The sequence below is a fragment of the Streptomyces yerevanensis genome, from assembly GCF_000716805.1.
GTDB lineage: Bacteria > Actinomycetota > Actinomycetes > Streptomycetales > Streptomycetaceae > Streptomyces > Streptomyces flaveus.
In genome coordinates this window covers 223,960-237,377 of record NZ_JNWJ01000004.1, presented here as the reverse complement: position 1 = coordinate 237,377, position 13,418 = coordinate 223,960, and the positions used below count along the sequence as shown (strand labels likewise).

15 protein-coding genes are annotated in these 13,418 nt (G+C 68.7%); 4 read left to right on the top strand and 11 right to left on the bottom strand.

From position 1 onward, the window contains the following. Positions 1–20 precede the first annotated feature (20 nt). The 8 genes from OP79_RS06025 to OP79_RS05995 all read right to left on the bottom strand — a co-directional run bounded on the left by OP79_RS06025 (position 21) and on the right by OP79_RS05995 (position 6,338). Complete coding sequence (locus OP79_RS06025) at positions 21–422, bottom strand: rhodanese-like domain-containing protein (protein WP_033318913.1); 402 nt, start codon at positions 420–422, stop codon at positions 21–23. Beyond that, the gene (locus OP79_RS06020; protein WP_033318912.1) at positions 413–943 is read right to left on the bottom strand and encodes a cupin domain-containing protein; all 531 of its coding nucleotides are present in this window, start codon (positions 941–943) and stop codon (positions 413–415) included. Before OP79_RS06020 ends, OP79_RS06025 begins: the two co-directional genes overlap by 10 nt. A gap of 79 nt (positions 944–1,022) precedes the next feature. Then, positions 1,023–1,094 carry a putative leader peptide gene (locus tag OP79_RS58220; protein ID WP_309544753.1) on the bottom strand — a complete coding sequence of 24 codons (72 nt, stop codon included), beginning with the start codon at positions 1,092–1,094 and terminating at the stop codon, positions 1,023–1,025. A 106-nt stretch (positions 1,095–1,200) separates the two neighbouring features. Continuing rightward, on the bottom strand, positions 1,201–2,799 hold the full coding sequence (locus tag OP79_RS06015) for an FAD-dependent monooxygenase (RefSeq protein ID WP_033318911.1): 1,599 nt from the start codon (positions 2,797–2,799) through the stop codon (positions 1,201–1,203). 190 nt (positions 2,800–2,989) lie between these two features. Next, positions 2,990–3,901, bottom strand: a complete 912-nt coding sequence (locus OP79_RS06010) for an amino acid ABC transporter permease (protein ID WP_051744432.1) — start codon at positions 3,899–3,901, stop codon at positions 2,990–2,992. Then, on the bottom strand, positions 3,898–4,563 hold the full coding sequence (locus OP79_RS06005; RefSeq protein WP_033318910.1) for an amino acid ABC transporter permease: 666 nt from the start codon (positions 4,561–4,563) through the stop codon (positions 3,898–3,900). The genes OP79_RS06010 and OP79_RS06005 overlap by 4 nt, the downstream gene beginning before the upstream one ends. 89 nt (positions 4,564–4,652) lie before the next feature. Beyond that, positions 4,653–5,501, bottom strand: coding sequence for a glutamate ABC transporter substrate-binding protein (locus OP79_RS06000; protein ID WP_033318961.1), 849 nt, complete (start codon positions 5,499–5,501; stop codon positions 4,653–4,655). 60 nt (positions 5,502–5,561) lie between these two features. Further along, positions 5,562–6,338 carry an amino acid ABC transporter ATP-binding protein gene (locus tag OP79_RS05995; protein ID WP_033318909.1) on the bottom strand — a complete coding sequence of 259 codons (777 nt, stop codon included), beginning with the start codon at positions 6,336–6,338 and terminating at the stop codon, positions 5,562–5,564. A gap of 282 nt (positions 6,339–6,620) precedes the next feature. Here OP79_RS05995 and OP79_RS05990 point away from each other — a divergent pair, with 282 nt between their 5' ends. Together OP79_RS05990 and OP79_RS05985 are read left to right on the top strand one after the other, a co-directional pair. Continuing rightward, the gene (locus OP79_RS05990) at positions 6,621–7,307 is read left to right on the top strand and encodes a response regulator transcription factor (RefSeq protein WP_033318960.1); all 687 of its coding nucleotides are present in this window, start codon (positions 6,621–6,623) and stop codon (positions 7,305–7,307) included. Positions 7,308–7,316: 9 nt separating this feature from the next. Continuing rightward, positions 7,317–8,729, top strand: a complete 1,413-nt coding sequence (locus OP79_RS05985; RefSeq protein WP_033318908.1) for a sensor histidine kinase — start codon at positions 7,317–7,319, stop codon at positions 8,727–8,729. Positions 8,730–8,777: 48 nt separating this feature from the next. On the opposite strand, the gene OP79_RS05980 is transcribed toward OP79_RS05985, so the two are convergent. Continuing rightward, a complete protein-coding gene (locus OP79_RS05980; RefSeq protein WP_033318907.1) occupies positions 8,778–9,776 on the bottom strand; it encodes a TAXI family TRAP transporter solute-binding subunit in 999 nt (332 codons plus the stop codon). Between the two features lie 136 nt (positions 9,777–9,912). Between OP79_RS05980 and miaB the strand changes: the two genes are divergently transcribed. Both miaB and OP79_RS05970 read left to right on the top strand, forming a co-directional pair. After that, the gene (gene miaB, locus OP79_RS05975) at positions 9,913–11,394 is read left to right on the top strand and encodes a tRNA (N6-isopentenyl adenosine(37)-C2)-methylthiotransferase MiaB (RefSeq protein WP_033318959.1); all 1,482 of its coding nucleotides are present in this window, start codon (positions 9,913–9,915) and stop codon (positions 11,392–11,394) included. 218 nt (positions 11,395–11,612) lie between these two features. Continuing rightward, positions 11,613–12,356 (top strand): class III extradiol dioxygenase subunit B-like domain-containing protein, encoded by a 744-nt coding sequence (locus tag OP79_RS05970; protein ID WP_033318906.1) that lies wholly within the window; start codon positions 11,613–11,615, stop codon positions 12,354–12,356. A 303-nt stretch (positions 12,357–12,659) separates the two neighbouring features. Here the strand turns inward: OP79_RS05970 and OP79_RS05965 are convergent, their stop codons facing one another. Together OP79_RS05965 and OP79_RS56810 are read right to left on the bottom strand one after the other, a co-directional pair. Continuing rightward, positions 12,660–12,935, bottom strand: coding sequence for an antitoxin (locus tag OP79_RS05965; protein WP_033318905.1), 276 nt, complete (start codon positions 12,933–12,935; stop codon positions 12,660–12,662). Positions 12,936–12,959: 24 nt separating this feature from the next. Further along, positions 12,960–13,151, bottom strand: a complete 192-nt coding sequence (locus OP79_RS56810) for a gliding motility protein (protein ID WP_157857284.1) — start codon at positions 13,149–13,151, stop codon at positions 12,960–12,962. Positions 13,152–13,418 lie beyond the last annotated feature (267 nt).

Genomic DNA, 13,418 nt, shown 5'->3' with positions numbered 1-13,418 from the left:
GGTGCTTGGAGTCCCGACAGCTAAGACGTCACCGGAAGCCCAGACGCCCGCCACGCTTGGAAGCCCCCCACCAGATCCGTAGCCCGGCGAAGCCCCAACTGCCGCAGTGACGCGGCAGCGAGGCTTGACGCGTAGCCTTCGTTGCAGATGACCACGACCCGTAGATCGTGGCCTGTGGCCTCGGGGGCGCGATGGCTGCCCTGTGGGTCGAGCCGCCACTCCAGTTCGTTGCGCTCGACGACGAGGGCACCGGGGATCAGCCCGTCTCGGTCGCGCAGAGCGGCGTAACGGATGTCGACCAGCAGAGCCTCGCCGGCCTGCGCGGCATGGTAGGCGTCCGCAGCCTCGACGCGGTCGAGGTCGGAGCGGACGCGCTCGAGCAACTCGTCGATTCCCACGGGTCGTTCGGCGCTCACTGCCAGTCCTCCGGGTGTTCGACCTGCTCAAGGCGCATGACCTGGCCGGTACGGCTGTAGCGGCGGATCCGGGGCAGCGGCGGGTAGTACGCGTGGACGGAGATGGCGTGCTCCTCGGTGGACTCGTTGAACACCTCGTGCACATGGTTGCGGCCGAAGGCGCGTCCCTTGCCGGCCGACAGGCGTCGTTCCTGGTCGATCCCCTCGGTGAGTTCCAGGGTCTTCCAGCCGTCGGTGGGCAGTCGGGCCGTGAGCGAGTTCTCCTTGAGCTCGCCCGACGCCGTGAGGAAGGCCCCGACCGACTCGGCGTGGTCGTGCCAGCCGGTTCCGGTGCCGGGCGGCCAGCCGATGAGCCAGGCCTCACTGCCGCCGGGGCCTTCGAGGCGTACCCAGGTACGGCCCTCGGGGTCGAGTGGGAGCGAGGCGATCAGCTCGGTGTCGGCGGCCGTTCGCCGGACGAAGTCGAGCAGGTCGGCCTGGGTGGGGGTGGTGTGCGTGGGAGCGGGGACAGAGGGTGACACAGACACGGGTACCGTCCTGATGAGTGTTCGCGCGGGGGCGCGCAGCGGAACATGAGTGGCGCGCGCGGGGGAGTGGGATGCGAATTCAGCAGGACGGGCGACACACGCAGCCCGCATAGCGGACGAGGTCCATATGGACCCTCCGCCACAGGCGCACACAGGTGTCGGTCACAATCCGGAGTACACCATGGCGGTGCGGGCCGGTCAATTCAGGATCACCGTATGGACAAGTGGCCCGGTGTCATCGCGTAGACAGTGGCGGCTCAGCTCGTTCCCGCCGTGGCCTCGGTCGTGGCCCGTGGTCCGCCCAGCGTCGCCTCGGCGGCCTGGTACAGATCCGCCGGGCGCACCCCGCTCAACGCCGTGACCAGGTGTCCGTCGGGGCGGATCAGTAGCACGGTGTGCGCGGCGGCGCCCGGATAGGCTTCGGCGACGAGCAGTTCGGCGGGGTGCGGCAGCGCGGTCACGGCAGCCGCGAGCCGCGGCATGATCCCGGCTGTCACCCAGTGCTTGCGCTCCCACACACCCGTACCCGGCGCGATCAGCAGCACGAGGAGCGCCCCACGGCCCAGCCGATCCCGCAGTCGTACGAACGAACCGTCCTCCGCCGTCACCCGCACATCGACGACCGGAGCACCCACCTCCGTGGCGACATCGACCGCCGACTCGGTGAGTGGAGGTGTGAGCGGCGAATCGGCGTACGCCCCCGGCGCGCCCAGTGGGCCGCGTCCCAGGTGACCGTCTGTGAGCAGCGCATCGTGGCCGCGCGCGGAGCCGGGTACGACGGAACGCAGGCCGCCGCCAGTGCGCAGCAGCGGCAGCGACTGGTCGGCTGCGCGCAGCCGGGCGGCGACGACGGCGCGTCGCTCCACCTGGTAGCTGTCGAGCAGCGCCTCGTGCGGCCCGTGGTGCCAGGCGAGAGCCAGCTTCCACGCGAGGTTGTCGGCGTCCCGCAGGCCTTCGTCGAGCCCCTGGGCGCCGAGCGCACCCAGCAGATGCGCGGCGTCCCCGGCGAGGAAGACACGGCCGACCCGCCACCGGCGGGCCAGCCGGTGGTGGACGGTGTGGACTCCGGTGTCGAGCAGTTCGTACGGAGGTGTGGAGCCCCCGCTCCAGCCCGCGAGGGTCTCCCGGACGCGCGCCACCAGCAGCTCGGGCGTGACCAGGTCCTTCCCCGGCGGCAGCAGCCAGTCCAGCCGCCACACACCGTCGGCGAGAGGACGCCCGGTCACCTCCCCGGCCGAAGGCCCGGACATCCGCCATGGCGGCATCCGATGCAACAACGCCTCACCAGGCCACGGAAGTTCCGTACGCAGCGCTGCGACGGCGTGTCGCTCCACGGCCGTACGTCCCGCAAAGCGGATGTCCTGGAGCTTGCGCACGGTCGAGCGCGGACCGTCGCAGCCGATCAGGTAACTGCCGCGCCACCACGTGCCCTTGGGGCCGCGCGTGTGCGCCGTCACGCCCGTCGCCTCCTGCTCTATCGAGTCGAGGCGGTTCTCCACGGCGACCTTGATCAGTCGCTCGCCCGTGATCGCGTTCCTCAGGGCGGCCGTCAGCACGTGCTGGGCGATGTGCAGTGGCGCGGGCTCGTCGTCGCCGAACGTGATCTGCTGCATCACTTGCTTGCGCCGCATCGACCGCCACCCGGTCCAACGGAACCCGGCCTCGGCGATCGGGAATCCCGCGAGCCGCTCCATCAACGCAGCGGTGTCCTCGCGAAGTACGACGGTTCGTGCGGGCCGCTGTTCGTCCTTGCCGGGGCTTTCGTCGAGGACGACGGACGGGACCTCCTGACGCGCCAGCGCCAGGGCGAGGGTGAGCCCGACGGGCCCCGCTCCCACGATGATCACCGGATCCACGGCGCGGCTCCCCCTGCCCGGAGCGGTGTCCTGAGTGTCTTACCGGGACTTGCAGGTGGAGCGGGGTGCGCGATCACAGAACGTATGCAACCTATTGCCGGTGTTTGCGTCAAGTGACGGAGGCAGTGGCGATCATGCCACTGCCTCCGGTTAATCACATCTCGTCAGTTCTTCGGTGTACGCGTGCCGTTCACGGGCCCTTCTCGACGTCGTGGGTTACGTCCACGTGCTCACCGGGTGCACTGAGCTCCTCAACCGCGTCCGCCCCGAGCACCGCTCCAGTGGACTTCTTGCCGCGGCGCAGTCGGCCCTCCAGCCAGCTCGCGAAGGACGTGAGAGCGAAGTTGATCACGATGAAGATCACGGCCACCATCGTGAAACTGGCGATGGGATTGCCGTAGTAGCCGATCATCGCGCTGACAGCCGCGAGCAGCTCCGGGAAGGTGAGGACCGCACCGCCGAGCGCCGTGTCCTTCACGATCACCACGAGCTGGCTGACGATCGCCGGCAGCATGGCGGTGACCGCCTGCGGCAGCAGGATGAACCGCATGACCTGGTTCTTGCGCAGGCCGACCGCCATCGCCGCCTCGGACTGCCCCTTGGGCAGCGACAGGATGCCGGCCCGGACGATCTCCGCGAGGACCGCGGCGTTGTAGAGAACCAGTCCGGTGACGACCGCGTACAGCGGACGGTCGTCCGCGTTGACGTTCGTGTACTCGGAGAACAGCGCGAGGCCGAAAATCATGAGGACCAGCACCGGGATGGCGCGGAAGAACTCCACCACGGCGCCGGCCGGGACGCGTACCCAGACGTGGTCGGACAGCCGGGCGATACCGAGGACCGCACCGAGCGGCAGTGCGATGACCATGGCGAGCGCCGCGGCCTTGAGCGTGTTCTGCAGACCCGGCCAGAGGTACGTGTTCCAAGCTTCGGTGCCGGTGAAGAAGGGCTTCCACAGCACCCACTCGAGCTGGTTGTTCTCGTCGAGCTTGGTGTACACCCACCACAGCACCGCGGCCAGGGCAGCGAGAAACACCACGGAGAACACGATGTTCCGCCGCTTGGCCCGCGGGCCCTGGGCGTCGTAGAGGACCGAGCTCATCGCTTCACCGCCACCTTCTTGCTCACCCAGCCGAGGATCAGACCGGTCGGCAGCGTCAGACACACGAATCCGAACGCGAAGACCGCGGAGATCGCGATGAGCTGCGCCTCGTTCTCGATCATCTCCTTCATCAGCAGCGCCGCCTCGGCGACACCGATCGCGGCGGCCACCGTGGTGTTCTTGGTCAACGCGATCAGGACGTTCGCCAGCGGACCGACGACCGAACGGAACGCCTGGGGCAGCACGATCAGCGTCAACACCTGCGTGAAGTTCAGGCCGATGGCGCGTGCCGCCTCGGCCTGACCGACGGGCACCGTGTTGATGCCGGACCGCAGGGCCTCACACACGAACGCCGAGGTGTACGCGATCAGACCGAGCACGGCGAGCCGGAAGGTGCTGGTGTCGACCTGGTCCGAGCCGAGGTTGATGCCCAGCGTGTTGCTGAGGCCGAGTGAGGTGAACAGGATGATCACGGTGAGCGGGATGTTCCGCACGATGTTGACGTAGGCGGTACCGAAACCGCGCATCAGAGGCACTGGGCCGACGCGCATGGCGGCCAGCAGCGTCCCCCAGATAAGGGAGCCGACGGCGGAGAGGACGGTCAGCTGCACCGTCGTCCAGAAGGCTTCCCACAGGTCGTAACCTTCAAGAAAGTCGAACACGATCTCCCGCGCTTCCGCGTGTGGGGAGGGGCCCTCCTGACTGGTGCGCCGCCCCAGAGGACGGCGCACCAGTCAGGTCAGGTCCCGCTTCACTTGACGATGTTGCCGATCTTCGGGGCGGGCTCGTTCTTGTATCCCGCCGGACCGAGGTTGTCCGCCACGGCCTTGTCCCAGGCCTTGTCGGCGACCATCTTCTCGAGAGCGGTGTTGATCTTTGCCTTGAGGTCGCTGCCCTTCTTGACGCCGATGCCGTAGTTCTCGTTGGTCATCTTGAAGCCGCCGAGCTTGAACTTGCCCTTGAAGTTCGCCTGCGAGGCGTAACCGGCGAGGATCGAGTCGTCCGTCGTCAGCGCGTCGATCTGGCCGTTCTGCACACCCGTCAGGCAGGCCGAGTACGTCGGGTACTGCTGCAGCTGGGCCTTGGGGGCGAGCTTGTCCTTGACGTTCTGCGCCGAGGTCGAGCCCGTCACCGAACACAGCTTCTTGCTGTTGAGGTCCTCCGGCGACTTGATGGAGTTGTCGTCGGAGCGGATCAGGACGTCCTGGTGGGCCAGGAGGTACGGACCGGCGAAGTCGACCTTCGCAGCGCGCTCGTCGTTGATCGAGTAGGAGGCGGCGATGAAGTCGACGTCACCACGCTGGAGCATGGTCTCGCGGTCGGCGCTCTTCGCTTCCTTCCACTCGATCTGGTCCTCGCTGTAGCCGAGTTCCTTGGCGACGTACGTGGCGACGTCGACGTCGAAGCCCTCATAACCCTGCGGCGTTTTCTGGCCGATGCCGGGCTGGTCGAACTTGATGCCGACAGTGATCTTCTTGTCGCCGCCGGAGGAGCCGGTGTCAGCGCTGTCGCTGTCCTTGTCGTCCGAGCCGCACGCCGTGGCGGTGAGGGCGAGCGCGAGGACGGCGGCCGAGGCGGCGGTGACCTTGCGGAGCTTCATGGTGAACATCCTTTGCGTGGTGAAGATGTGCGAACCGTCGATGGCAGGTGGCACAGGTCGTCAGTGGTGAAGGATCTTCGACAGGAAGTCCTTGGCACGGTCACTGCGCGGGTTGCTGAAGAACTGGTCCGGCACAGCCTCTTCGACGATCTTGCCGTCCGCCATGAAAACGACACGGTTGGCAGCCGAACGAGCGAAGCCCATCTCGTGCGTGACGACGATCATGGTCATGCCGTCCCGCGCCAGTTGCTGCATGACCTCCAGGACCTCGTTGATCATCTCCGGGTCGAGGGCCGAGGTCGGCTCGTCGAAGAGCATGACCTTGGGGTCCATCGCCAGCGCCCGCGCGATCGCTACACGCTGCTGCTGGCCGCCCGAGAGCTGTGCGGGGTACTTGTCCGCCTGGGCAGTGACGCCCACCCGGTCGAGCAGCGCCCGCGCCTTCTCCTCGGCGGCCTTCTTGTCCGCCTTGCGGACCTTGAGCTGGCCCAGCGTCACGTTCTCGAGCACCGTCTTGTGCGCGAACAGGTTGAAGGACTGGAAGACCATGCCGACGTCGGCGCGCAGTCGCGCAAGCTCCTTGCCCTCCGCGGGCAGCGGCTTTCCGTCGATCGAGATGGTTCCCGACTCGATGGTCTCCAGGCGGTTGATGGCGCGACACAGGGTGGACTTCCCGGACCCGGAGGGTCCGATGACCACGACGACTTCACCACGGGCGATGGTCAGGTCGATGTCCTGGAGCACGTGCAACGCGCCGAAGTGCTTGTTGACGTTCTTCAGCACGACCAGATCGTCAGCCGTGGGTACGGCGTCCTTGGTCACCGATACTTCGGTCATCGGCCTCTTGCTCCGTCCTCCTCGGGTGGGGAGGACAGTAGTAACCCCGCACGACCAGCGTCATTACATCTGAGGGGAAATTGAGCATAACGATCTGGTAGCAACCGGACACTCCTCGTGAACGGTCGCCTCCGGTCCGTACCGGCTGGGTAACGGAAACCCGCCGCGACCCGAACCCTCTTGACGCCGTACTTGTGCATCGGCGTGACTTCCATGGTGCACGCGTGCGTGCCCATCTCTACGCGCCGAGACTGTATGGCCGATGAACCGAAGGGGGCCGGGATGCGACTGCTCCTCGTCGAGGACGACAACCATGTCGCCGCCGCTCTGTCCGCGGTCCTCGCGCGCCATGGCTTCGACGTCACGCATGCCCGCAGCGGCGAGGAGGCGCTCCAGGCGCTTGTTCCGGAGGGTGCGGGCTTCGGAGTGGTGCTGCTCGACCTGGGGTTGCCCGACCAGGACGGCTACGAGGTGTGCGGCAAGATCCGTAAGCGCACCAGTACCCCGGTCATCATGGTGACCGCGCGCTCCGACGTACGTTCTCGGATCCACGGACTCAACCTAGGCGCCGACGACTATGTAGTGAAGCCTTACGACACCGGTGAACTGCTCGCCCGTATCCATGCTGTCAGCCGGCGCACCGTTCCCGACGAAACGGCTGCCCCCGCAGAGACCTCTCTGCACCTGGGTCCCGTACGTATCGAACTGCCCACCCGTCAGGTCAGCGTGGACGGTTCGGTTGTCCAACTGACCCGCAAGGAGTTCGACCTTCTCGCGCTCCTCGCCCAGCGCCCCGGTGTGGTGTTCCGGCGGGAGCAGATCATCAGCGAGGTGTGGCGCACCAGCTGGGAAGGGACCGGCCGCACCCTGGAGGTGCATGTCGCCTCCCTGCGCTCCAAGCTGCGCATGCCCGCCCTGATCGAGACTGTGCGCGGCGTCGGCTACCGGCTCGTCGCCCCCGCCGCGTAGCGGGCTCAGGTGCGCACACGCCTCCTCCCGCTGCTCATCGTCCTGATGGCGGCCGTGCTGCTCGCGCTCGGCATCCCGCTCGCCGTCAGCCTGGCGGCGGCCGAGCAGCAGAAAGTGGTCGTCGACCGCATCGACGACACCGCACGGTTCGCGTCCCTGGCACAGTTCGTCGCTGACCGCGCGACCGGCTCCCGGGTCGCCTCCGCGCCCACGGACGAGCGCCGCGAGACCCTCCGCCAGGAACTCGCCAAGTACCGCGGCGTGTACGGCATCCGGGCCGGCGTCTTCTACCGCGACAAAGAACCCATGGCCAACGCGCCCACGGACTGGTACGTGCCGGACGAGGGCGAAGGCCTCGACGCGTTCAACGAGGCACTCAGGGGCTGGCGCAGCCACGATCCGGCGCAGGTCTGGCCGTGGGAACGGCACCGTCTCGTCGTCGCGTCCCCGGTCATCCGGGACGGCGACGTCATCGCGGTCGTGGTCACCGACTCGCCCACCGGACAGATGCGCTCGAAGATTCTGCAGGGCTGGCTGATCATCGGCGCCGGCGAGGTCGCCGCGATGCTCCTCGCCCTCGGCGCCGCGCTGCGCCTGACCGGCTGGGTGCTGCGGCCCGTACGCGTCCTCGACGCCACCACCCACGACATCGCGACCGGACGCCTCAAGTCACGCGTCGCGGCCGCCGGCGGCCCGCCGGAACTGCGGCGCCTGGCCGACTCGTTCAACGAGATGGCCGACAACGTCGAAGAGGTCCTGGAGCAGCAGCGCGCCTTCGTCGCCGACGCCTCGCACCAGCTGCGCAACCCCTTGTCCGCCCTGCTGCTGCGCATCGAGCTGCTCGCCCTGGAACTCCCCGAGGGCAACGAGGAGATCGCCTCCGTCCGCACCGAGGGCAAGCGCCTCGCCCAGGTCCTGGACGACCTGCTCGACCTGGCGCTGGCCGAGCACGTCGATGCGGACCTGCGGCTCACCGACATCGGCGAGCTGACCGCCGAGCGCGTGGCGTCCTGGTCTCCGGTCGCCGACGACAAGGGCGTACGACTCGTCGGGAACTGCCCGGCCACGACCGCCTGGGCCGACCCGGTCGCCCTCTCCAGTGCCCTGGACGCGGTGATCGACAACGCGCTGAAGTTCACGCCCGAGGGCGAGTGCGTCGAGGTCGAGGTGGCCTCCAACGGCGAGGTCTCGACCGTCGTGGTCTCCGACCGAGGCCCCGGCCTCAGCGACGACGAACTGGCCCGCATCGGCGACCGCTTCTGGCGCAGCGCCGGCCACCAGAACATCAAGGGTTCGGGCCTCGGACTGTCCATCTCGCGGGCTCTGCTCGCGGCGGGCGGCGGGTCGATCGCGTACGCCCGTCACGAGCCGCACGGTCTGCGGGTGACGGTGACGGTGCCGCGCACGGGGCCCATGGCCTGACTGAGCCGCGTAGGGCTTGTGAGAGTCCCTCAGGTCCCTCAGGCGCCGCTACGGCTTCACCGAGCGGTAATAGCGCTGCGCGCCCTCGTGCAGGTCCAAGGGGTCGGTGTAGATCGCCGTCCGGAGGTCCACGAGTTGCGCCGCGTGTACCTCGCCGCCGATGTGGTCGCGGCTGTCGATCACCGTACGGGTCAGCCCCTCGGTCAGCTTCGCGTCGGTGTCGGCCCGCGTCATGAGCAGGTTCGCCACCGCCACCGTGGGCACGGCACGGCCCGCCTGGGCCCTGGGGTAGGCGTCCGCGGGCATCAGGGCAGCCCGGTAGTAGCGCGACTCCCTGCCCTGCTTGTGCAGCTCCTCGACGATGTCTTCACCGATCGGGACCAGTCTGATGTCGAAGTCGGTCGAGAGGTCGGTCACGGCACTCGTCGGGAGTCCGCCCGACCAGAAGAAGGCATCGATCTTGCCCTCCTCGAGCAGCTCCGGCGCGGTCCCTATGCCGTCGGGCACCGGCGTGATGCCCTTCTCCAGGTCGATGCCGGCAGCGTCGAGCACATGTTCCGCGATCAGCCGCACTCCGGAGCCGGGCGGCCCCACGGCCACCTTCTTGCCCCGCAGTCCCTTGATGGAGTCCACGGAGGACGTGCGCGGGACGACCACGTGCACATAGTCGTCGTACAGCCGCGCGCAGCCGCGCAACTGGTCCGCGCCCGGCCCGTTCGCCAACTTGTACTTCTCCACCGCGTCGGCCGCCGCGATCGTGAACTGGGCCTGTCCGGTGGCGACCCACTCCACGTTCTGCTGCGACCCCTCGCTGCTTTCCAGTTTCACGTTCAGGCGGGGCATGTCATCCGCCAGTTCCTTCTGCAGCAGCTCCCCGTAGCGCTGGTAGACCCCGTTCCGCGCTCCCGTGCTGAAGGACACCGTCCCGCCCGGCGAGCTCTCGCCCAGGGGCAGCAGCCACCACAGCAGCAGCCCGAAGACCACGAAGGCGGCTGCCGAACCCTGCAGGGCGCGGGCACGGCCGATATGGGGGAGCGCCTGGGACATGCCGCGATCCTGCCAGCTCACCGACGGCGATGACCAGGGCCGGGCTCATGGAGCATCCTGCACGCGCGCGTGCAGGATGTACGGCCCGGAATACTCGGCAACGCGCGCGTGGGGACCCCGTACTCTGGTGTACGAGATGAGCGCGAAGACTTACGAGGTGCGCACCTACGGGTGCCAGATGAACGTCCACGACTCCGAGCGGCTTTCCGGGCTGCTGGAGGACGCCGGCTACGTACGTGCGCCCGAGGGGGCGGACGGGGACGCGGATGTCGTCGTCTTCAACACGTGCGCCGTGCGGGAGAACGCCGACAACCGCCTGTACGGCAATCTCGGCCGCCTCGCGCCGATGAAGTCGAAGCGGCCCGGGATGCAGATCGCTGTCGGCGGCTGTCTCGCGCAGAAGGACCGCGACACCATCGTGAAGAAGGCGCCCTGGGTGGACGTCGTCTTCGGGACGCACAACATCGGCAAGCTGCCCGTCCTCCTGGAGCGTGCTCGCGTACAGGAAGAGGCGCAGGTCGAGATCGCCGAGTCGCTCGAGGCGTTCCCGTCGACGCTGCCGACCCGCCGCGAGAGCGCGTACGCCGCGTGGGTCTCCATCTCCGTCGGATGCAACAACACCTGCACGTTCTGCATCGTCCCGGCGCTGCGCGGCAAGGAGAAGGACCGCAGGACCGGCGACATCCTCGCCGAGATCGAGGCGCTGGTCGGCGAAGGCGTCTCCGAGATCACGCTGCTGGGGCAGAACGTAAACGCTTACGGCTCCGACATCGGCGACCGAGAGGCCTTCAGCAAACTGCTGCGGGCCTGCGGGAAGATCGAGGGCCTGGAGCGCGTCCGCTTCACCTCGCCGCATCCGCGCGACTTCACCGACGACGTGATCGCCGCGATGGCCGAGACGCCGAACGTCATGCCGCAGCTCCACATGCCGCTGCAGTCCGGCTCCGACCCCGTCCTGAAGGCGATGCGCCGCTCGTACCGGCAGGAGCGGTACCTCGGGATCATCGAGAAGGTCCGGGCCGCGATCCCACACGCCGCGATCACCACCGACATCATCGTGGGCTTCCCCGGAGAGACCGAGGAGGACTTCGAGCAGACCCTGCACGTGGTCCGTGAGGCCCGCTTCGCGCAAGCGTTTACGTTCCAGTACTCCAAGCGCCCCGGAACCCCGGCGGCCACCATGGAGAACCAGATCCCCAAGAAGGTTGTGCAGGCGCGGTACGAGCGTCTTGTCGCCCTCCAGGAGGAGATCTCCTGGGAGGAGAACAAGAAGCAGGTCGGCCGCACCCTGGAGCTGATGGTCGCCGAGGGCGAGGGCCGCAAGGACGGCGCCACGCATCGCCTCTCAGGCCGCGCCCCCGACAACCGCCTGGTGCACTTCACCAAGCCCGACGCCGAGGTCCGTCCCGGCGACGTGGTCACCGTGGAGATCACCTACGCCGCCCCGCACCACCTGCTCGCCGAGGGCGCCGTCCTCGATGTGCGCCGCACGCGCGCGGGGGATGCCTGGGAGAAGCGCAACGCGACCGCGAAGCCCGCGGGCGTGATGCTCGGGCTGCCGGCCGTGGGCGTCCCGGCGCCGCTGCCGGCCCCCACAGGGGGCTGCTCCGCACACTGATGGAGGCCCAGGCGGGCGCAGGCTCGCGGAGACCGACCGTACCTACAAGTCGGGACGGCTCGAGCGGCGCAGGCGTGTCCATCGCTACCTCCGCTACCTCGGTGGTGACGCCTACTACGTGTACGTCCAGGGCGCTGTGTTCACGCACGAGATGGTGCTCCGAGCCGCCGAGCTGATCTGGAACTCCGACGGGGAACCGCGGCAGTAGGCTGGCGATCATGCTGGTCGCCGCCGCTGTCTGCCCCTGCCCGCCGCTGCTCGTACCCGAGGTCGCCGCGGGCGCGGCGCCCGAGCTGGACACCGCGCGCGCGGCATGCGCGGACGCCCTGGGAGTACTGGCCGCCGCCCACCCCGACCGGCTCGTGGTCGTCGGCCCTGCCGAGCGGAGCGGGCAGGGGCCGTATCCGGAGGGCGCGCGGGGGTCGTTCCGCGGGTTCGGCGTGGACATCGAGGTGCGTCTGGGCATTGACCCCGGTGTCGGTCCGGGCGGAGGCAGGCCGGATTCGGCCGCGCCGGAGCGTGAGCTTCCGGCCTCGCTCGCCGTCGCCGCCTGGCTGCTGCGACTAACGGACTGGTCACACGCTCCCGTGGAAGGTCTCGGTGTGGGGGAACCTCTCGCGGCCGAGCGGTGTATCCAGAGTGGAAGGGAAATCGTCGCGCGGGCCGAGAGGGTGGCACTGCTGGTGATGGGCGACGCCAGCGCGTGCCGGTCGCTCAAGGCGCCGGGGTATCTGGACGAACGGGCGGCGGGGTTCGACGCGGAGGTCGCGCATGCGCTGGCGGCGGCGGATGTGGCGGCACTCAAGGCGCTGGACGCTGAGCTGGCCCACGAACTGATGGCCTCCGGCCGGGCGCCCTGGCAGGTGCTGGCGGGCGCGGCCGAGGGCGCGGGGCTCAGCGGCGCCCTGCTGTACGAGGACGCGCCTTATGGCGTGGGGTACTTGGTGGCGGCCTGGTCGTAGGCGCGAGGTGACGGGCGCGGCCGTAGCGGGCGCGGCTACGGCCGGCGTAGGCCGAGGGCGTCCCGGGCCGGAGCCGAGCCCGGCGCTGAGCCGCAAGCGGGCGCTGAGCCCCGGGACGGCGCTGATCTCGGCGCGTCGGAGCCGGCGAACGCGCGGAGTGCCACCCCGGGCTCTCCCGGTGGGCTCGCTCCACATGCGGCTCCCTATGTCGTTTACCGGGCGTCGGCCAACTGCACGGCCAACAACACGGCGGACGGCCCGGAGCCCCAAGTGCTCCCTGGCCGTCCGCCGAAGTGCCGTCTTTCAGGATGCCGAGGGCGGTGGCGGCGCGGGTGGTGGAGGTGTCGCGCCGCCCTCTCTCCCGTCACCCTCCTTGTGCGCGAGCCGGTCCAGGGCACCCTTGGCCTTGCCCGTGCCCGTCTGGATCTTGTTGCTGTACTTGCCCTTGGTCTTCTCGTCGGCCAGCTTCGCGGCCTTGTCGAGACCCTGCTCGATCTTGCCCCAGTGCTGCTGCGCGAGGTGCGAGACCTTTCCCTTGGCGGGTGTGAGTTTGGTATTCAGACTCTCGAGGAGACCCATGGTGCACCTTCCCTCGCGGGACAGTTACTTGCGGGCGCTCTCGTCGGCCTCGCTGTCGGCCGCCTCCTCGGCGGACTGCTGCTTGGGGATCTCGACGCCGTCCGACGCCTCGCTCTCGGTGGACTCCGCCGACTTCTCCGCGGCCTCGGATTCGCTCTCGGCCGACTCCTCGGCTTCCTCCGTCGCTTCCGCCGCTTCCTCCGTGTCAGCCTTCACGTCGGGTTCGACCGTCTGGGTGTCGGCCTGCGCCTCGGTGGTTGACGCCTCCTCCGACCCCTCCGACCTCTTGGACTTAGGCTTATCTTTCCGAAGAAGCCGTGCCAAAACACCCATATCGTCTCCATACCCTACTCGTGTGGGCGAAATTCCGTGCCGCCCGGTGCGTCCCATTGCGTCGCCCGGGTCGCCGGTCCTCAAAACCGGCGGCCGGAACCTCGCAACAGGCAACGACCCCGGATCCGTGGCGTCACGTAACTCGTTCGA